This is a genomic window from Bordetella ansorpii, assembly GCF_900078315.1.
Lineage (GTDB): Bacteria > Pseudomonadota > Gammaproteobacteria > Burkholderiales > Burkholderiaceae_B > Bordetella > Bordetella ansorpii.
Genome location: NZ_FKBS01000014.1, coordinates 1023151 through 1044239 on the forward strand (window position 1 = coordinate 1023151; position 21089 = coordinate 1044239).

General features: G+C 68.7%; 10 protein-coding genes. 4 read left to right on the top strand and 6 right to left on the bottom strand.

The annotated features are described in order from the left end of the window. The first annotated feature begins 25 nt into the window (after nucleotides 1-25). The 3 genes from A7W11_RS12295 to A7W11_RS12305 all read left to right on the top strand — a co-directional run bounded on the left by A7W11_RS12295 (nucleotide 26) and on the right by A7W11_RS12305 (nucleotide 14084). A complete protein-coding gene (locus A7W11_RS12295; RefSeq protein ID WP_218188602.1) occupies nucleotides 26-11002 on the top strand; it encodes a filamentous haemagglutinin family protein in 10977 nt (3658 codons plus the stop codon). A gap of 229 nt (nucleotides 11003-11231) precedes the next feature. Further along, nucleotides 11232-12833 (top strand): inorganic phosphate transporter, encoded by a 1602-nt coding sequence (locus A7W11_RS12300; RefSeq protein ID WP_066412464.1) that lies wholly within the window; start codon nucleotides 11232-11234, stop codon nucleotides 12831-12833. Between the two features lie 213 nt (nucleotides 12834-13046). Further along, complete coding sequence (locus A7W11_RS12305; RefSeq protein WP_066412466.1) at nucleotides 13047-14084, top strand: RpnC/YadD family protein; 1038 nt, start codon at nucleotides 13047-13049, stop codon at nucleotides 14082-14084. Nucleotides 14085-14106: 22 nt separating this feature from the next. Here A7W11_RS12305 and ruvC read toward each other — a convergent pair whose 3' ends face one another. From ruvC to A7W11_RS12330, 5 genes are all read right to left on the bottom strand, one after another. Next, nucleotides 14107-14658, bottom strand: coding sequence for a crossover junction endodeoxyribonuclease RuvC (gene ruvC / locus A7W11_RS12310; protein WP_066412474.1), 552 nt, complete (start codon nucleotides 14656-14658; stop codon nucleotides 14107-14109). Between the two features lie 4 nt (nucleotides 14659-14662). Continuing rightward, on the bottom strand, nucleotides 14663-16252 hold the full coding sequence (purH, locus tag A7W11_RS12315; RefSeq protein WP_066412476.1) for a bifunctional phosphoribosylaminoimidazolecarboxamide formyltransferase/IMP cyclohydrolase: 1590 nt from the start codon (nucleotides 16250-16252) through the stop codon (nucleotides 14663-14665). Between the two features lie 16 nt (nucleotides 16253-16268). Further along, on the bottom strand, nucleotides 16269-16508 hold the full coding sequence (locus tag A7W11_RS12320; RefSeq protein WP_066127022.1) for a helix-turn-helix domain-containing protein: 240 nt from the start codon (nucleotides 16506-16508) through the stop codon (nucleotides 16269-16271). A gap of 50 nt (nucleotides 16509-16558) precedes the next feature. Continuing rightward, complete coding sequence (gene dusB, locus A7W11_RS12325) at nucleotides 16559-17587, bottom strand: tRNA dihydrouridine synthase DusB (protein WP_066412481.1); 1029 nt, start codon at nucleotides 17585-17587, stop codon at nucleotides 16559-16561. Nucleotides 17588-17702: 115 nt separating this feature from the next. Next, nucleotides 17703-18866 carry a UbiH/UbiF/VisC/COQ6 family ubiquinone biosynthesis hydroxylase gene (locus A7W11_RS12330; protein ID WP_412778719.1) on the bottom strand — a complete coding sequence of 388 codons (1164 nt, stop codon included), beginning with the start codon at nucleotides 18864-18866 and terminating at the stop codon, nucleotides 17703-17705. Between the two features lie 140 nt (nucleotides 18867-19006). Here A7W11_RS12330 and A7W11_RS12335 point away from each other — a divergent pair, with 140 nt between their 5' ends. After that, entirely contained in the window at nucleotides 19007-19468 is a 462-nt protein-coding gene (locus tag A7W11_RS12335) for a TM2 domain-containing protein (protein ID WP_066412494.1), read from the top strand. 34 nt (nucleotides 19469-19502) lie between these two features. Here the strand turns inward: A7W11_RS12335 and A7W11_RS12340 are convergent, their stop codons facing one another. Continuing rightward, nucleotides 19503-20843: an aminopeptidase P N-terminal domain-containing protein gene (locus A7W11_RS12340; RefSeq protein ID WP_066412497.1), complete on the bottom strand. Its 1341-nt coding sequence runs from the start codon at nucleotides 20841-20843 to the stop codon at nucleotides 19503-19505. Nucleotides 20844-21089: the final 246 nt, after the last annotated feature.

The window sequence follows — 21089 nt, forward strand, 5'->3', positions numbered from 1 at the left end:
TGGCGAGGACGGCCGGCTGTACAGCGTGGACCGCGCGCCGGGCGACCTGCTGTACAAGGGCGTCTATCGCGGCTACGAGGCCGCGTCGGCGCGCTGGGGCGAGGATGCCACGCGCTATTACTACAACCCGCTGATCGCGCCGACCTCGCGTTTCGAGCCGGGCTATACGGTGGGCCGCGACGCAGGCACGCTGGTGGTGTCCACGGCCAGCGCGGTGCTGGAAGGCCGGTTGGTGGGCGAGACGTTCCAGGGCACGCGGCAGACGGAAGCGCCGCTGCCCGAGGCCGAGGGCTACGGGCAGTCGCACCGCGCCCAGTCGCGCCGCGGGCAACTGATCGTGGGCGACTGGCGCTATATGTACGACACCCGCAGCCGGCTGATGCTGCCGGTGTTGAGCGCCACCAGCCAGAACATCGGCACCGTCGTGGTGGATCGCGATGTCGCGGCGCTGGCGCAGTCGCTGGACCTGCAGGCGGCGCTGCCCGATGACCGCAAGGGCGTGCTGCACCTCGATACGGCGCTGCTGGACGACGCGCAACTGGGTTCGATCCGCATCGCGGCCAGCAAGAGCATCGCCATCGACGCGACGTTGAGCACGGCCCACGGCGGCGGCATCACGCTGTATGCGCCGCAGATCGATATCCGCGCCGACGTGGTCAGCCGTGGCGGCAGCATCCAGGCCGGCAACGTGCTGAACCAGTTCAACGATGGGCGCATGCAGGACGTGGCGCTGGTGCCGGCCCCTCGCGAGATGGCGCACGTGAACGTGGCCGAAGGCGTGCGGCTGGACGCCAGCGGCCTGTGGAGCAACGGCATGGATGCCGCGCGGGCCCAGGCGGCGGGCGTGTATCGCAATGGCGGCAGCGTGTCGCTGCGCGGCACCGGCAACGTGAACGTGGCCGAAGGCAGCGTGATAGACGTGTCGTCGGGCGCCGTGCTGTCGCCTGAAGGCAAGCTGCAAGGCGGGCGCGGCGGCAGCGTCACGCTGGCCGCCGACGTGCTCAGCTACCTGACCCCTGCGTCCAGTGGCGGGCAACTGGTGTTCGAGGGCCAGGTGCAAGGCTTTGGCGTGACCGGCGGCGGCACGCTGTCGGTCGAGAACGGTGGGCGCATCGTGCTGGGTGGCGCGCACGAGGCGGCGGGCGAGAACGCGTTGTGGCTGGATGCCACACTGTTTCAGCAGGGCTTCGCCAACTATGCGATCAATGGCCATGGCGGCGTGACGGTCGCCGAGGGCGCCGAGATCGCGCCCGCGATGCCGGTGTATCGCCTGACGGCCGGTTCCATGGCCGGCCTGCCGTCGGACGGCCATGCGGCGGATGCGCTGTCGCTGTGGCTGCCGCCCTTGCACGATGAAGACCCCAAGCGAGGCGTACTGACGCAGCGCCAGGGCGCATCGCTGGCGCTGCGTTCTGCGCGCAGCACTGTAGGCGGGGCCATCGAGATCGGCCGCGGCGCTCGTGTGGCCGTCGATCCGGGCCAGTCCATCAGTGTGGTGGGCGGCGGACAGATCACCGTCGAGGGCCGGCTGGAAGCCCCCGGTGGAAGTCTCTACATCAACGATATTCATCCGGAAGGCGCGGCGTTCGATCCCATCGCAAACGCCCGTTCGGTGTGGATCGGCGAGCAGGCGGTGCTGGACGTGGCGGGCCGCGCTTATGTCGCGGTTGACATCCAGGGCAGACGCTACGGCCAGGTGCTCGATGGCGGCAAGATCGACATCGGCGGCACGCTCAGCTGGGAGACGGGCGACTACCTGACCGACCGTCCCATGGACCTGCACCTGATCATTCGCCCGGGCGCGCTGCTGGATGCCTCGGGCGCGCAGGCCGTGCTGGACCTGCCGGGCCGCGGCGAGACCGCCGTGGCCTCCAACGGCGGCAGCATCGTGCTGTCCTCGGCCAACAGCCTGTACCTGGATGGCGCGCTGCGCGCGGCCGCAGGCGGCGCGGGGGCGGCGGGCGGCACGCTGGGGCTGTCGATGGGCGACTCGTACTACGTGCGCAACGTCAACCCCGATGCCGGCGTGCTGCAGGCGCGCCTGCTGAGGCTGGCGCAGCAGCAAGGCGACAGCGTGCTGCGCGCTGATTTGCGCGCAGGCGAACAGGACGACACGCTGGTCTATGGGTTCGGCCGCATCGGCGTGGATAGGATCGAGGCCGGCGGTTTCGGCAATCTGGCCGTGCGCAACCACATGATCGCTGAGGGCGACGTCGTCCTGCAGGTCTCGGAAAGCCTGCGCCTGACCGGCATTAGCCCGCTGACCGGTGCGGACGTTGCGCGCTCGGTGACGCTGCGGGCGCCCTACATCCGGCTCGACAGGCCAGAGGCCGAGGCGCAGAACGGCGATTTCTATGTCACGCCGAGCATGGGCGGCGAGCCGGGGAGTAACGAGGTCTGGAAACTCGGGCACCGCTTCGAGGCGCAGGCCGACCTGATCGACGTGCGCGGCATCCATGCCTTCATGCCTTACCACGACATATCGATCTACAGCCGCGGCGACGTACGCTTGCTGCCTACCGAAATTTCGACCGGCGCGGGCGGCTCGGCCTTGATGGGGCCGCAGAACTTGACCGTGACGGCCGCCCAGATCTACCCGGCCATCGGTGCGGTGAATGCGGGCCTGCAGGCGGGCTATTACGGCGGGGCGCTGGGCGTCTCCCTCAATAATCCGGATGCGGTGCTGGCGCTGCGCAGCCCCGACGGCGCGGTGCCCGACATGCCGTTCTCCGTGTTCGCGTCGATGCGCCTGGTCGCGCCCCGCATCGAACAGGGCACCGTCGTTCGGGCGCCATTGGGCGCGATCAGCATCGGCAGTGGTCAGTTTGACGCCTCGTCGGTGACCTTCCTGCCCGGCAGCGTCACCTCGGTCAGCGGCGCGGGATTGGTCATGCCGTATGGGGGCACCGTCGACGGTATCAACTACCTGTACAACGGCGCCAAGATCCAGCCGGTGCCGGCCGGCGGCGCTGGCGCGTCCGATCTCGAAAGCCGCGCGCTGCAGATCCAGGCCGACGACATCACCGTGGCCGCGGGAGCCATCCTGGACCTGTCGGGCGGCGGAGACATCCGTGGTGCGGGCTTCGTCAACGGCCGGGGCGGCTCGGTCGACGTGCTCAGGCACGCCATGGCGGACAGCAATCCCGCCACGGGCTTCAAGGCCTCGGGCAACGGCGTGTATGCCATCGTGCCGTCGTTCGGCGGTTCATACGCGCCGCTGCTGGCGGATGCCGGCGCGGGCCTGCCCACCCTGGGCCGCCAGGTGACGATCGAGCGCGGCCTGCCCGGCCTGCCGGCAGGCACGTATACGCTGCTGCCGTCTACCTATGCGCTGCTGCCGGGCGCGTTCCGGGTGGAAATCGGTGCGGACGCGGCGCCGACGTCCTCGGCGGTGCGCACGCGCAGTGGTTCGTGGGCCACGCAGGGCCAACTGGGCACGGCCAACACGGGGCAGCGCAATGCGCTGAGCAATGCCTTGCTGGTCACGCCCGCCGACGTGGTTCGGCGCCATTCGCAGTACAACGAAACGTCTTACGCCGATTACCTGGTGGCCGACGCGGCGCGGCGCGGCATTCCGCGTGCCATGCTGCCCATCGACGCCAGCCTGCTCGAACTGCGCCTGCTCAAGGGCGCCGGCATGGGCGGCAAGCTCGCGCTGGACATGCAAGGCGAAGCGCGCTTCGCGCCCGCGGCGGGCAGCGACGGGTTCGGCGGCACGCTGGTCGTCAATCCCGTCAACCTGGGCCTGGAAATCCTGGCTCCGGGCCAGGCGCCGGTGCTGGGCGCCCAGGCGGTCTCGGTATTCGCCGACGCGCTGAACGCCTTGAAGCCTTCGCGGCTGGTGCTGGGCGGCAGCATGCGGAACTATGACGGATCGGCCGCGCAGCTCGTGGCTGGTGGCAGCGCCAATCTGGTGGTGCGTTCGGGCGCGATCCTGTCCGCCCCCGAACTCATCCTGAGCGGCACCGCTCACGGCCGTATCGTCGTCGAGCCGGGCGCCACGCTGACCACGCTGGGCCAGGGGCCCGTGCGGATGGACACGCGCAGCGGCTACTACCTGCGCAGCGATGGGGTAGGGACGCTGGTGGTGTCCAACGGCAACGTCAACATCGTGCCGCCCACCTACGAGAACGCCACGCGCATCGACCTGGGCGCCTGCTGGACGGCGGACTGCGCAGGCGTGGCGCGCATCGTCTCCGAAGGCACCATCGCCGCGGCCACCAATGGCGTGCTGGCCATCGGCGAGGCCGCGGAATACGGCACGCGCAACCTGCTGATGAGCGTGGCGTCGATCAACCTGGGGTCGGCGCAATCCCTGGCCGCGGCGCAGGCCGCCGGTCATCTGCCTCCCGGCATGGCCCTGAGCCAGGACCTGCTGAACAGCCTGTTGCGTGGCAATACCGCGCTGGGCGCGCCCGCGCTGGAAAGCCTGATCCTGTCGGCCGGCGATGCCGTCAACGTCTTCGGGTCGGTGACACTGGACACGCGCGGCACGGGCGGCGCCTCGTCGCTGCAGCGGCTGGTGCTGGGCGCGCCGGCCATCTACGGCTACGGCGCCGCGGCCGACGTGGCCACGATAGCCGCCAACGAGTTCGTCTGGGCGGGTTCGCTGGCGGCCGATCGCGCCAGTCTCGCGCCAGGCTACGGCACCCCGGCCGCGCCGGGCGGCGCCGTGCTGGATCGCCTGGGCGACGGCACGTTGAACATTGCAGCGGACGTGATCCGCTTCGACGCCGCGCCATACAGCACGGCCACCTCGCTGGCGCCCGCGCAGCGGCTGGTGTTGGGCTTCTCGGCGTTGAACCTGAATGCCGACCGCATGGTCACCGGCAACAAGACCGGCAAGCTGGAGTTCTATCATCGCCCCGACCGCTATGAGGCGGGCACGGGCTGGACGTACCAGGGCGGCGACCTGACGGTGCGCACGCCCATGCTGACCGGCGAGGCCGGCTCAGTGCTGACTCTGCACGCGGGCGGCACATTGCAGGCGCGGGGCACGGGCGCCGCGCACGAGGCACGCGATGCGCTGGGCGCGACCGTGAACCTGGCGGGCCAGCGCATCTTGCTGGACACGGCGGTGGTGCTGCCCTCGGGCCGCCTGGCGCTGGAAGCCGAGGGAGACATCACGCTTGCCGACGGCGCACAGATCGACCTGGCGGGTCGCGAGATCGCGCTGTACGACGCCCGGCGCTACAGCTGGGGGGGCGACCTGGTGATGAAGAGCGAGGCTGGCAACATCGCGCAGGCCGCAGGCTCGCGCGTCGACCTGTCGGCGCGCTACAACCGTGCGGGCACGCTGCAGGCCACGGCGCTGGGCGAATCCGCCGGCCGCGTTGATCTCGCCGGCGGCATCGTCGGCACCGCCAGCGGCGTGTACAACGCGGGCGGTACGTATGTTCCCTATGAGACCGCCGAGGTGGCGCTGCGCGCGCAGACGCTGGCCGATTTCTCGGGCCTGAATGCGCGCCTGAATGAGGGCGGCGTGTTCGGCGCGCGGCGCTTCCAGATCAAGCAGGGCGACCTGACCGTGGGCGACGAGGTGCGCGCCCGCCACGTCGAGATCGTAGTCGACGGCGGCAGCCTGACGGTGAATGGCCGCATCGACGCCAGTGGCGCGCAGGTCGGCAGCATCCGTCTGGCCGCGCAGGGCGACTTACGCGTGAACGGCCTGCTCGATACGCACGGCCAGTACCTGCGCCGCGACAGCTACGGCAAGATCATAGATGCCCCGAACCGCGCCATCATCGAGTTGACCTCGCGCCAGGGCACGCTGGTGCTGGGGCAGGGCGCGAGCTTCGACCTGCGCGCGGGCACCGAGGTGCCGCAGTACCACGACGGCCAGGCGCGCGGCACGCTGGACCTGAACGTGCGCCGTACGGGCGGCGACGACGCGCGCGGCGCGCTGGCGGGCTCGGGCGACGGCGCCGACGGCGTGGCGCTGGACGTGGCGGGCACGCCCGTCATCCTGGGCGCCAAGGCGGTGTCGGTGAACGCGTTCCGCCGCTACACCGATGCGCCGCTGGCTGCCCAGCCCGACGTCACGGGCAAGACGCCGCAACTGATCTCGCAGGATTACTTCGGCGACGAGACCCGGGGCATCCACAAGGAGAACCTGGACTTCATGGCCGCGGCAGGGGCCAACACGGCGCTGGGCGCAACGCTGGCCCGCCTGGGCGCGCAGTTGCGCCCCGGCGTGGAAATCGCCAGCGCCACCGCCGATGGCGATCTCACGGTCGTGGGCGACCTGGACCTGTCGAACTACCGCTACGGCCCGCAGGCCGATCCGACGCGGCGCGGCTATGGAACGCCGGGCGTGTTGGTGCTGCGCGCGGGCGGCAACCTGAACATCTACGGCAGCATCAACGATGGCTTCGGGCTGGCGCCCGAGTCGCCCGACGACAAAGGCTGGCAACTGGTCGAGGGCCGCTACAGCAGCACCTCCGGCCAGACGCCGTTCGGGCAGGAACTGGTCATCCCGATCGATGGCGTGCAGCTCGAAACGGGCACGATATTCCCGGCGGGCAGCACGCTGAACTATGACGTGAAGGTGCAGGCGGCGACCTTGCCGGCCGGCACCGAATTGCCGACGACGATGACGCTGAACGGCAACCTGTCATTGCCCGCGGGCCTGGTGCTGACGGGCGACGTCATCACGGCGGACGGCACGCTGTACGCGGCCGGTTCGGTGCTGAAGGACACGCTGAACCTGACCGCGGATGCGCGCCTGGGCGCGGGCTTCCGCCTGCGCAGCCAGGCGGCGTTCAAGGCCTTCACCTGGCCCAAGGGCGCGAAGCTCGCGGCGAACCTGGTGCTCGCCGAACGCCTGACCCTGGCGCGCGGCGCGCGCATCCCGTCGAACACCACGGTGGAGCTGGTGGGCGACGCGCCCGTGTCGCTGCGGCCTGCCGGACCGGACGGCCGGCAGGGCCGCAACTGGGCGCTGGCCCCCATGCTGGGCGAGGGCGCCACGTCGTGGAGCATGATGCTGGTGGCGGGCGCGGATCTGGGCTCGGCCGACATGCGCGCGCGCAATGTGTTGGGCGAAGGGGACATCGTTCTGGCCGATGCGCACTTCGGGCAGATTGCGTTCGGCCAGCGCACGATAGAGCTGGTGGGCGGCGGACCCATGGCGGTGACCGAAGCAGGCGCGCTGGGAATTTTCGGCGATGCTGCCTTGGCCGGCATGACGCAAGAAGAAATTGACACGTGGTTGCAGGAGAACTGGGGTGCGTCCTGGAAGGATTTCTTCGGCGACGCGACGTTGGCGTCCATGTGTGATTGGGGCCCCAGTTATTGCGTTGCCACGCCCTCGCCGCCGAAAGTGACCGAAGCAGGCGCAGTGGGGATATTCGGCGATGCTGCCCTGGCCGGTATGACGCAGACCGAAATCGACACATGGTTGCAGGCAAACTGGGGTGCGTCCTGGAAGGATTTCTTCGGCGACGCGACGTTGTCGTCGATGTGCGACTGGGACCCGGGCTACTGCCTCGTCGAAGGCGGCACTGAACAAGAGACCTACACCCACAGCTACGCTTCCCGACTGCCCCTGTTCAGCGTATTGCGCACCGGCACGGGCGACTTGTCGCTGTTGGCCGGCCGCGATGTGGGCATGGTCTCGGCATACGGCGTCTACACGGCGGGCGCGGTGACCTCGCTGGGCGCCGCGGATGCCCGATTCAATTTGCCGCGCGGGCAGAAGGACGGGAACGGTGTGCTGGGAATGGTGCAGCGCGACGGCCGCTACGATGCCGCGATGGCTGCGTACCAGGCCTGGTATCCCGATCACGGCGGCAACCTGACCATCGCCGCTGGCCGCGATGTGTATGGCGACAATTGGGGCTCCCGCGCCAATGCGGCCTCGCTGGCCGAGTCGCAGCCGTATTTCTCGCAGGAGGCCAGCGCGCAGGTGGGCAACTGGCTGTGGCGCCAGGGCAATCAAGGGTCGTCCGGCATCGAGGATATCGCCGCAAGCTGGTGGATCAATTTCGGCGCATACGCCAACACCCGTCCCTATGAGGGCGGTTTGTCGAAAGTGACGACCGACGGCGGCGGCACCCGAATGTACGGCTTCACGGGCTTCGGCACCCTGGGCGGCGGCAATCTGGACATCTCGGCGGGTCGCCATGCTGGCGTGGTCGATGCGCGCGGCGATTCGCTCGCAAGCCGAAGCGCAACTTCGCCGCGCTCGCAAGGTCTGGTGGCGGCGGTGGGCAGCACCGGCCGCGTGCTGGACGGCGAGCTGGTGCTGACCGGAGGCGGCGACCTGAACGTGCGCGTGGGCGGCGCGTTGAATCCCAATGCGCGCGCCACCCAGCAGAGCGATGGCAGCGGCAGCCCGACGAGCAATCACTATGACCTGGGCGGCGCGCTGGACGATCTCGACCTGAACGGCGTGCTGACCAATCTGCGCGGCACGCTGGCCGTATCTGCCGGCAACATCGGCGCCATCTCGTTGAAGTACGGCGACGGCGGGGGCGTGCGCGCCACCGATCCGTTCGCGGTGGGGGGCGGGCTGTCTTTTGGCGGTCCGCGCCTGATCCTGGGTGACGCGACCGCCTGGCTGGACACCCGAGGCGATCTGGTGCTGGGCGCCGCCGGCGATGCCGGCCGCGTGCGGCAGCCCAACACCAGTCCGTACCGGCTGGTTGGACAGGCCGATCCGGTGATCGGCGGCGGCGAGGGCTGGTTCTCGCTGTGGACACCGTCCACCTCGGTCAACCTGTTCTCCGCCGGCGGCAACCTGACGCCGATGACGGCCAATAACGCCTTCCGGACCTCGGACGTCAACGAAGAGAGCGCGCCGGGCTCCCAGGTGTATTACGTTTATCCCTCGCAACTGCGCGCCGTCGCGGCGGGGGGCGACATCATGCTCGCTTCCCTGAACGTGGCCAACTATGACAGCCTGATGCTGGCGCCCGCGCCATCGGGTACGCAGTTCCAGACCGCGGACCGGCCGACGGATTCGTTCGAGGCCCAGGCGGGGCGGCTGGATATGCTGGCGACCGGCTCGATTCTCGCTGGGCCGGGGGCGCATCGCATGTCCCTGTCGGGGGCCGACGCCGCGTTGCCCTCCCCATGGCGCCCGGCATTCAGCGCGCCGGGCGAGACGCAGACGTCCCGGCCTCTGGGCAATCTGTCGCCCGAGGGCGTGGGTGCCGCCGCCTACGGCAAGCCGCTGTTCGTGTTCGGCCCGAACTCGCCGCAGGAGACCTCGCTGTATGCCGATGACGCGATGCCCGCGCGTTTCTATGCCGTCGAAGGCGACGTGGTGGGCTTGACGACAGGCAACGTCCTGTCGGTGAAGGGCAGTCTTTACTACGGCCAGCCGCGCGCGCTGGACAGCTGGTACGAAGCGGCACTGCCGCTGGATGTGCGGGCAGGCCGCGACATCCTGGACCTGCATGCCGTCATGCTGCACAACAACAGCACCGACGTCTCGCGCGTGCAGGCCGGCCGCGACGTGGTCTATGCCGACCTGACGGTGGCCGGCCCCGGTACGCTGCTGCTGCAGGCGGCCCGCCAGGTGCGCCAGGACGACGTGGCCAGCGTGCGCAGTCGCGGCCCGTTGATCCGCGGCGATGCGCGCCCCGGCGCCAGCATCGCCGTGCTGGCGGGCGTGGGCGCGGCAGGTCCTGACTACGCGGGCTTCCTGTCGCGCTACCTGGATGCGGCCAATGCGATGGCCACCGGCCCCGGCAACGGCCTGGACACCCAGCCCGATCGCGTCGTGCAGACCTACGGCGGCGAACTGACGCTGGCAGATTGGCTGCGCACGGAGTACGGCTACAACGGCACCGAGGAAGACGCGCCCGCCGAGCTGGCGCGCCGCCAGGCGCTGCGCGACGCCGATACCAGCGGCCCGCGCCGCGACCTGGCGCAGGACTACCGCGAGGAAAGCCAGCTGTACCTGGTGAACTGGCTGCGCAGCGCGCACGGCTATCAAGGCGACGAGGACGGTGCGCGCGCCGCGCTGGACGCTCTGGCGCCGCTGCAACGCGAGGTCTATGCCCGCCAACTGTACTTCGCCGAACTGCGCGAGGGGGGCCGCGAGTACAACGACGAGACCGGCCCGCGCTTGGGCAGCTATCTGCGCGGCCGGCGTGCGATCAGCGCGTTCTTCCCGCAGGCGGATGCGCAGGGCCAGGCCTTGGCCTACAACGGCGACTTCACCATGTACGGCGGCGCCGGCCTGCACACCGACTTCGGCGGCGCCATCCAGGTGATGACGCCGGGCGGACGTCAGGTGATCGGCCTGGAAGGCGTCGCGCCGCCATCCACCGCCGGCATCGTCACGCAAGGGCGCGGCGACATCCAGATGTACGCGCAGTCCAGCATCCTGCTGGGCCAGAGCCGCATCATGACGACCTTTGGCGGACATGTGCTGGCCTGGTCGGCCGAGGGCGACATCAACGCGGGCCGAGGTGCCAAGACCACCGTGGTCTACACGCCGCCCAAGCGCGTCTACGATGCCGTCGGCAACGTGGCGCTGAGCCCCACCGTGCCCAGCACCGGCGCGGGCATCGCCACGCTGAACCCGATCTCGGAGATTCCGCCGGGCGATGTGGACCTGATCGCACCGTTGGGCACCATCGACGCCGGCGAAGCAGGCATCCGCGTGTCGGGCAACATCAACATCGCGGCCTTGCACGTGGTGAACGCGGCCAATATCCAGGTGCAGGGCGAATCGAAGGGCATCCCGGTGGTGGCGGCGGTGAACGTGGGCGCGCTGAGCAACGCCAGCGCGGCCGCCACCAGCGCCGCGACCTCGGCGCAGGATGCCGTGGCGCGTTCACGTGCAGCGGCGCAGAAGGCGCTGCCGTCCATCATCAGCGTGCAGGTGCTGGGTTTCGGCAACGAGCCCGTGCCGAAGCCCGTGCCATCCGGCAACGAACGCGTCAGCTATGACAGCAGCAGCACGGTGCGTGTCCTGGCCGTGGGGCAACCGTCCGATGCGGCAAAGGGGCAACTGACGGCTCGGGAACGCGCGAACCTGATGCCCTGAGCGCTGGGCATCATGGCAGGCACTGCGGCGTCCTGCGCGGCGCCGCAATGCCTGCCGATAAGAACCTGATTCAGTCTTTCGTCAGTGCTCGTTGCCGTCCAGCGGAACGCCGCCGGTAAGCGTTGGTAAGGTTTGCGGCGCAATGGTTGCCCCATGCCCGCTTGAAACCCGACTGTCATCGCCGCTGCCTACCTTATCCCGCACTCGACATTCGATGAGGACGAGGTTCATGGCCGACACGACTTACGAACAGACCGCTCCCGCAGGGGCTGCGCCGCATCCGCTGGACAAGCGCGGCAACGACAAGCTGTTCACCTCGGTATTCATGCTGGTGGTGGTGCTGGGCCTGACGTATGTGGGTTACGCGCTGTCCCAGGACCTGGAGAACGCTTCGCAGGCCGTGCCCTGGATCCTGCTGGGCCTGGCCCTGCTGATCGCGCTGGGCTTCGAGTTCGTCAACGGTTTCCATGACACGGCCAACGCCGTGGCCACCGTCATCTACACGCGCTCCATGCCCGCGCAGGTCGCCGTGCTGTGGTCGGGCTTCTTCAACTTCCTGGGCGTGCTGACGTCCAGCGGCGCGGTGGCCTTCGGCATCATCTCGCTCTTGCCCGTCGAGCTGATCCTGCAGGTCGGATCGGGCGCGGGCATGGCGATGGTGTTCGCGCTGCTCATGGCCGCCATCGTGTGGAATCTGGGCACCTGGTATTTCGGCCTGCCGTCGTCCAGCTCGCACACGCTGGTGGGCTCGATCATCGGCGTGGGCCTGGCCAACCAGTTCATGGCGCCCGCCGGCAGCGCCACCAGCGGCGTCGACTGGTCGCAGGCCAGCAGCGTGGGCCTGTCGCTGCTGGTGTCGCCCGTGGTGGGCTTCGGCCTGGCCGCGTTGCTGCTGCTGGCGATGAAGTCGCTGGTGCGCAACCGGGCGCTGTACGAAGCGCCGGGCGCAAATCCTCCGCCCCGGTGGATCCGCGGCCTGCTCATCTTCACGTGCACGGGCGTCAGTTTCGCGCACGGTTCCAACGATGGCCAGAAAGGCATGGGCCTGATTATGCTGATCCTGATCGGCGTGGTGCCCACGGCGTTTGCCTTGAACCGCACGCCCGGCGCCAACGCGCTGGAGCACTACAAGGAAACCGCCGTGCAGGTCGAGACCGTGCTGGCCAAGTACGCCAAGCCGGGCATTCCCGTGCCCGACGCGCGCGCGGCCATCAGCAACACGGTCAAGACGCGCGAGTGGTCCGACCAGACCACGCCCGCGCTGGTCGCCTTCATCAAGGAGACGCGCGAGCGCGTGTCTCCGTACTCGGCCGACACGCTGCCACGGGCCGCGGTCAGCAACACGCGCAACGATATCTACATGATCGGCGAGACGCTGAAGCTGATCGACAAGAAGCATCAGCTGGACGTGTCGGACGCCGACATGGCGGTCATCGAGCGCTATCACGACGCGGTCGACAACGCGACCAAGTTCATTCCCCTGTGGGTGAAGGTGGCGGTAGCCCTGGCGCTGGGCCTGGGCACGATGGTGGGCTGGAAGCGCATCGTGGTCACCGTGGGCGAGAAGATCGGCAAGACGCACCTGACGTACGGGCAGGGGGCGTCCGCCGAGCTGGTGGCGATGGGCACCATCGGCGCGGCCGACTTCATGGGCTTGCCGGTGTCGACCACGCATGTGCTGTCGTCGGGCGTGGCGGGCACGATGGCCGCCAACGGCTCGGGCCTGCAATGGGGCACCGTGCGCAACATGCTGCTGGCGTGGGTGCTGACGCTGCCGGCCTCGATCGCGCTGGCGTTCGGGTTGTTCGTGGTGCTGCGGCAGGTGTTCTGAGCGGAGGAGGTTTCGGACGCGCTCGGGACAATGCCGCCGGGGGGGTGAACTGACCCCGGAATTTGGACATGAATCCGACTTTCGGGGGGGCAGTTCCGGATGGCGGTGTTCCGTTGCAGAGGGACATTTATTGCTCTACGTAGATGCCGATCTGGCGGCACGTGGCGATGACGCCTAGAGTGCGGGTTTCCTGTTCCGCGGGGAAGCCGCTTCATGGACCACGACAGCCCGCGCGATCACGAGGACTACGATTCTGCCTGGAAGGAAGCGCTGGAGTGCTTTCTTCCCGAAGCCATCGCAATGTTCTCGCCTTCGTTGCATGCGCGGATCGACTGGCATCAGCCGCCGACGTTCCTGGACAAAGAGTTCCAGGATCTTGTTCCGGGCATAGGCCGAAGCCGTCGCCATGTGGATAAACTGGTTCGGTTGGCCTTGAAGTGCAGTCGCTATCCGCGGCTGCTGCTGCATGTCGAGGTCGAAAGCCGGCGTCCTTCCATCGCGGTGTTGCGACGGACAACCTTGCGCGTGCGGCAGTACGATTACCGCATCCATGATCGCTATGTGCTGCGGCCCGCACTCGCCCAGGACGATGCGCAAGTGTTCGTCACGGTCTGCTCATTGGTGATTTTTACGCGCGGTGCGGGACCTGATCGTCTGACGGCCGAACATCAGTCTATTCAGAACGCGCGGCCATTGCGATATCGATCCCTCTTTCTGGAAAGCTGGCTAGCGCGGTGGCCGGAACTGCGAACCCTGGCGCGCAGCAATCCTTTCGGCGTGATCGTGATGGCGCAACTGCTGGCCCAGCAACATCGTCGCCCCCAGAGAATGCCGGCAAAGCTCGGACTGGTCCGCTTTCTGCTCGAACTGCGCTATCCCGGCGTGCAATCCAGTACCTTGCTCAGACTGATCGACTGGATGCTGGCGTTGCCTGCCGAGCAGGAAAACGCCTACGTCCGCGCAGTCGAAGACATCAAGAAGGAGTCCTCAATGGCTTACGTCACCAGCTTTGAACGGGTCTATACCAAACGCGGTATCGAGATCGGCCTCAAACAAGGCGAAGAGATCGGCCTCAAGGAAGGCGAAAGGCGCGCCTGGTCGACGGCGTTGCACGATCAGCTCGAGCAGAAGTTCGGCTCGATTCCCGATTGGGCATCGCAACAGATCGAACAAGCGGAGACCGCTCAACTGCGCAACTGGCTGCGCCGTATTTTTGCTGCCGAATCGCCGCAGGCCTTGTTCAACGGCTAACATCCGCTGCGTGCGCGAACCTTCACCCCACCAATCGCCCATTCCGCACCCCAGGCCGCGTGCCCCGCGCTCCAACGCGCTCCAGCACACTTCCCAATCGCTGCTGCAGCGGTCCCACATGCGCATGGCAGATCGCGCAGGCCAGGGCGTCGGCCGAGTCCGGCGCGGGCGTGCCGTCCAGCGACAACAGCCGCTGCACCATCATCTGCACCTGTTCCTTGGCCGCACGCCCCGTGCCGACCACCGCCTTCTTGATCTGCAAGGCGGTGTACTCGTGCACGTCCAGGCCGCTGTCGGCCAGCGCGCACAGCGCCGCGCCGCGGGCCTGGCCCAGCAGCAGGGTGGAAGCAGGATTGGTGTTCAGAAAGACGATTTCAAGCGCAGCCACGTCGGGCTGCGTCTCGCGGGCCACCTGGCGCAGGTTGTCCAGGATGACCTTCAACCGCTGGGGAAGCGGCAGGGCCGGCGGCACGACGATGGTGCCGCTGGCCACATACCGCAGACGCATGCCCTCGGAATCGATCACACCGAAACCGGTGCGGCGCAGGCCAGGATCGATACCGAGGACGCGCATCCGGTCAGTGACGGAAGTGGCGGGTGCCGGTCAGCACCATCGCGATGCCGTGCTCGTCGGCGGCGGCGATCACTTCGTCGTCACGCACGCTGCCGCCGGGCTGGATCACGCAGGTCGCGCCCGCGGCCACCACCACGTCCAGGCCGTCGCGGAACGGGAAGAAGGCATCCGACGCCACCGCCGAGCCGCGCAGCGTCAGGCCGGCGTTCTCGGCCTTGATCGATGCGATGCGGGCCGAGTCGATGCGGCTCATCTGGCCGGCGCCCACGCCCAGCGTCATGCCGCCGGCGCAGAACACGATGGCGTTCGACTTCACGTACTTGGCGACCTTCCAGGCAAATGCCAGGTCGTCCATTTCGGCGTCGGTCGGCGCGCGCTTGCTGACCACCTTCAGCGCATCGCGCGGCACGGCGTAGGCGTCGGGGGTCTGCACCAGCCAGCCGCCGCCCACGCGCTTGACGTCCAGCGCGTTCTGGCCCGGGCCCATCGGCACCTGCAGCACGCGCACGTTCTTCTTGCCGGCCAGGATGGCCAGCGCGGCGCCGTCATAGGCGGGCGCCAGCAGCACTTCCATGAACTGGCCGCCGACGGCTTCGGCCGTGGCCGCGTCCACAGGACGGTTGAAGGCGATGATGCCGCCGAACGCCGACGTGGGGTCGGTCTTGAAAGCCTTCTGGTAGGCCGCCAGCGGATCGGCGGCCACGGCCACGCCGCACGGGTTGGCGTGCTTGACGATGACGCAGGCCGGCGTGTCGAAGCCGCGCACGCATTCCCAGGCGGCATCGGCGTCGGCGATGTTGTTGTAGGACAGTTCCTTGCCCTGCAACTGCTGGTAGTTGCCCAAGAGGCCGGCCGGACGCTGCGCATCGACGTAGAAGGCGGCGCTTTGATGAGGGTTCTCGCCGTAGCGCAGCGCCTGTTCCTGGCGCACTTGCAGCGTCAGCACGCGCGGCCATTCCTGGCGGGCGGGCTCGGCATCCTGCGCGGGGGCGGGTTCGGTCAGGCTGCTCAGGTAGGCGGCGATGGCGCCGTCGTAAGCAGCGGTATGCGCGTAGACCTTGCCGGCCAGTTCCAGGCGCAGGGCGTACGAGGTCTTGCCCGACTGGTCGATCTCGGTCAGCACGCGGTTGTAGTCCACCGGATCGATGACGACGGTGACGCCGCCTTCCTCGGTGCCGTGGTTCTTGGCCGCGGCGCGCAGCATGGCCGGGCCGCCGATGTCGATGTTCTCGACGGCGTCGGCGAACGTGCAGCCCGCCTTCGCGATGGTCTCGCGGAAGGGATACAGGTTCACCACCAGCATGTCGATGCGGTCGATGCCGTGCTTGCCCAGCGTTTCAAGGTGCTCGGCGCTGTCGCGGCGCGCCAGCAGGCCGCCGTGGATCTTGGGATGCAGCGTCTTGACGCGGCCGTCCAGGATCTCGGGCTGGCCGGTGTGCTCGGCTACTTCGGTCACGGGCAGGCCGGACTCGGCCAGCAGGCGGGCGGTGCCGCCGGTGGACAGCAGGCGCACGCCGCGCGTGTGCAGCGCGCGTGCGAATTCGACGATGCCGGTCTTGTCGGAGACCGAAAGCAGGGCAGTTTCGATTTTCATGGGCAGAAGGAACGGGTCAGAGCTGGATATTGTGCGCAAGCAGCTTTTTGCGCAGGGTATTGCGGGTGATGCCAAGCATCTCCGAGGCACGCGACTGATTGCCGCCGGCGCGCTCCAGGGCCACTTCCAGGACGGGGCGTTCGACGCAGCGCATCACCATGTCCCACATGTCGTGCGGCTCGGAATCGCCCAGGTCCTCGAAATAGCGCTCCAGGCTGGCACGGACGCATTCTTGGAGAACATCTTGCTTGCTCATATACAGATCGATTGTTTGTTGTATGTATGAATGGAGTTGCGGCGGTCGGCTCAGGCCGCCAGCAGAGTTGGTGCTGCGCCCGTGGGTCGGGCGGCGGCCTCTGCACGCACCAGGCCGTCGAACCATGACGCCACCGCACGCGCCTGGTCGGCGGTGTTGTCGATCTGGTTCATGCGGGCCCGGAATTCCTCGGCTTCGGGCAGGCCGTCGAGGTACCAGCCTATGTGCTTGCGCGCGGTGCGTACGCCCGTGTGCTCGCCATAGAAGCGGTAGTGATCGTCGAGGTGTTCCAGCAAAAGGTCGCGCATTTCGGCCGTCGTGGGAGGCGGCAGCTTGGCGCCGGTTCGAAGGTAATGATCGATCTCGCGGAAGATCCAGGGACGCCCCTGGGCCGCGCGGCCAACCATCACCGCATCGGCGCCAGTGTAATCCAGGACGGCCCGGGCTTTCTCGGGCGAGTCGATATCCCCGTTGGCCACCACGGGAATCCGCAGGGCGGCCTTGACTTCCCGGATGGTGTCGTACTCGGCGTCGCCGGTGTACAGATCGGCGCGCGTGCGGCCATGCAGCGTCAGGGCGGCGATGCCGGCTTCCTGCGCCAGCAGGGCCACGCGCACGGCATTGCGGCTGGCGCGGTCCCAGCCGGTGCGGGTTTTCAGGGTGACGGGGATGCCCAGGGGCGCGCAGGCGCCCACCACGGCATCCAGGATGCGGGCGATCAGGTCTTCGTGGCGCAACAGCGCCGAGCCGCTGGCCAGGTTGCAGACCTTCTTGACCGGGCAACCCATATTGATGTCGATGATGCGCGCGCCGCGCGACACATTGAACGCGGCGGCCTCGGCCATCATGGCGGGATCGGCTCCGGCGATCTGCACCGAGACGGGATCGATCTCGCCGTCGTGGTTCAGGCGGCGCGAGGTCTTGACGCTATCCCACAGGCGCGGGTTGCTGGCCGCCATCTCGGAGACGGCATAGCCCGCGCCCAGCCGTTTGCACAGTTGACGATAGGGACGGTCGGTCACGCCCGCCATGGGGGCGACCAATACGTTGTTGGGTAGAGTCCAGGGGCCGATACGCATCGCGGGATTTTAGCCCCGCTTGTTTTGGCCCTTATTTAGGACATCGGTCAATTGCCGGGTTACCAGTTGATTCCGTGGCGGGGGTGGGACACTGGAAGCCATATGACCTGTCAAATCAGGCGCGCAGGCCTTGCAGCAGGTGGCGCGCCAGCGGCGCTCGCAGCGGCGGCGCCATGTCCAGCGCCAGCAGCGTCAGGCCGCAGGCGTGTTCCACGGGGGCCAGGCCAGTGGCGAACAGGCGCGGCATCAGGTCGGTCAGGCCGGCCGTGACCCAGCGGTCCGCGCGGCGCGTCCGGGCGAATTCCGCCAGCAAGGCAGCGGGATCGCCCTGGGACGAGGCCAGCCAGCCCCCCAGCGCCTGCGCCAGTTGCGCGGCATCGCGCAGGCCCAGGTTCAAGCCCTGGCCGGCCACGGGATGCAGCGTCTGCGCGGCGTTGCCGATGATGGCCACGCGGCCCTGCGCCTGCGACTGGCGGGCCTTCAGTTCGAGGGGGAAGACATGACGCGGCGCCTGGCTGTGCAGGCGGCCCAGCCGGGTGCCGAAGGCCTGGGTCAGCGCGGTGGAGAACGCCGCGTCGTCCTGTTGCGCCAACTCGGCGGCATGGGCGGGCGCGCAGCACCACACCACGGAATACGTGTCGGCCATCTGCGGATGCGGCAGCATGGCCAGCGGGCCTTCGTGGGTGAAGCGCTCGTAGGCCCAGCCGTTGCGCGGCAGGGTGGCGCGCGCGCTGGTCAGCACGGCATGCTGGCCGTAGTCGCGCCGCACGTCCTGGCCGCCCGCGCCGTCGCACAGCACGGCCACGGCACAGGTAATGGTGTTTCCGCCCTGTTCGATAGTGGCAACGCCGCCTTCTTGCGACGACACGCGCGCGGGCGGGCCGTTCAGCACGGTGACGCCGCTGGCTGCCACGCGCTCTTGCAGGCGGGCGTGCAATCCGGCGTAGCCGACCGTGCTGCCCAGCTCGGGCACGCCGAAATCGCGATGATCGATCAGGGTCCGGCCCAGCCGGCCGCATTGCGACACATGGATGTGGCGGATGTCGGCCGCGCGCGCGGGCCAGGCCCGCAGCGCGTCCAGCAGCACGCGGCTGCCGTGGTTCAGCGCCAGCACGCGCGGATCGGCGGCCGGGTCGCGAGGCGACTGGGCGGCGTCACCCTGCAGCAGCGCGATGCGAGCGGGTTCGGGCGCCAGGCGCGCCAGCAGCAGCGCCAGCACCTGGCCGACGGGGCCGGCGCCGAGCACGGCTATATCGTAGGCGGGAGCATTCACATTCATACAGGCGATTTTACTGCCCGATGGCTACAATCCGCTGCTCGGACACGGGCAAGCATGCGGCGGCGCCGCCGCGGCCCAGGACAGTCCGATGCGTGCGGGCCCGTGCCCGCCACGACGAACCTCAGGTGGAGCCAGCGACGATGACCCCTACGCCGTCCATGCCGACGTTTTCCGTGGCTGCGCCGCGCCGCGCGCGCAGCAAAGTGGCGGTGGGCCTGCTGGCCTGTTGCCTGGGCTGGCTGGGCGCGCACTGGTGGTACCTGGGGCGCCCGCATGCCTGGCTGGTGACGCTGCTCTGCGGCCTGTGCCTGGCCGGCGCGCAGTTCCTCACCCCGTGGTACGACAATCCCGTCTTCTTCGTGCTGTTCATTCCCGCCGTGGCGGGTTTCATCGAGGGCGTGGTCTACAGCCTGATGCCCGACGAGAGGTTCGACCGCCTGTGCAATCCCGGCCTGGGCCGCGTCACGCACACCGGTTGGGGGCCGGTCCTGGTGGCGATCTTCGGCTGCATGGCGGGCGCCATCGTGGCGATGTTCGCCATCGCGATGGTGGTGGTCTACACCTGGACCGCAATGGGCTGGCTGGACGGCTACGTGCTGTAGCGGATGGCCTTTCATGCCCGTCCGGGCGTCGCCTTCATTCCCGCATCAGCGCCTCGATCTCGCGCGCATCCACCGGCACGCCGCGCGTGAGCAGTTCGCATCCCGCCTCGGTGACCAGGGCGTCGTCCTCGGTGCGGATGCCGATGTCCCAGAAACGCGCCGGCACGTCGTCGGCAGGCCGCACGTACAGACCGGGTTCGATCGTCAGCACCATGCCCGGCTGCAGCATGCGCCAGGGCCGCTCGTCGCCGATCGGGCCGGGTTCGCGGTAATCGCCGGCGTCGTGCACGTCCAGTCCCAGCCAATGGCCCGTGCGATGCATGTAGAAGCGCGAGTACGCGCCCGACTCCAGCACGCCGTCCAGCGATCCTTCCAGCAGTTTCTCGTCGATCAGCCCCTGGACCAGCACGCGCAGCGCCGCCAGGTGGCCGTCGTTGAACGACCTGCCGGGCCGGGTGACCTGCGCGGCAGCATCCTGCGCGGCCACCGTCAGGTCGTACAGGGCGCGTTGCGGGCCGCTGTAGCGGCCGTTCACGGGAAACGTGCGGGTGATGTCGGCGGCATAGCTGTCGAACTCGCAGCCCGCGTCGATCAGCACCAGGTCGCCGTCCTTCAGCACCGCGTCGCCGGCGGGGTAGTGCAGCACGCAGGCGTTGGCGCCGGCGGCCACGATGCTGCCGTAGGCGGGCGCCTGCGCGCCGTGGCGGCGGAATTCATACAACAGTTCGGCTTCCAGCTCGTACTCGTGCATGCCCGGGCGGGCCGCGCGCATGGCCCGTGTGTGGGCGCCCGCGGAGATGCGCGCGGCGCGGCGCATGGCGGCGATCTCGTCGGGATCCTTGACCAGCCGCATCTCGGCCAGCGGGACGTTCAGGTCGCGCCATTGCTCGGGCGCGCGGCGGCCTGCGCGTGCCCGCCCCTGGGCGGCCGCCAGCCATCCGCGCAGTTGCTTGCCGCGGGCGTCGTCCAGTCCCATCGGCGCATACAGTGCGGGCTGGTCCAGCAGCAGGTCGGGCAGCACCTCGTCCAGGGTCTCGATGCCGTGCGCGTCGTCGAAGCCGAAACGTTCGGCGGCCGCCTCGGGTCCCCAGCGCAGGCCTTCCCAGATTTCGTGCTCGGGATGGCGGGGCCGGCAGAACAGCAGCGAACGGTCATCCGCGCCCGCGATCAGCACCAGCCAGGCCTCGGGCTCGATGAAGCCGCTCAGGTAATAGAAGTCGCTGTCGTGGCGATAGGGATGTTCGGCGTCGCGGTTGCGTATGGCAGTTGGCGCTGTGGGCAGCACGGCGATGCCGCCGCCCTGCGCGCGCATCCGCGCCAGCAGACGGGCACGGCGTTGCTGGAACGGTGTGATGTCGGTGGGCGGAAGGGACATGGCGTCATCGGCGTCGAGGTGGGGATTCGGCGACTTTACCGCGAAGCGTGGCGGGCTTGGCGTGGCAAATTCGTCCTTGCGAGCGGATGCCGGACGAGCCTGTCCAGGCCTTTCGAGTGCCACGGATCCCTGGTGTCGCGGGATCCACACATCATGCGAAGAGTCTCGACAGCGGGACGATCGGTACTGCTACAATCCGCGCACCCCATCGGGGAGTAGCCATTTCGCAGCCTTTGCGAAAGCCCG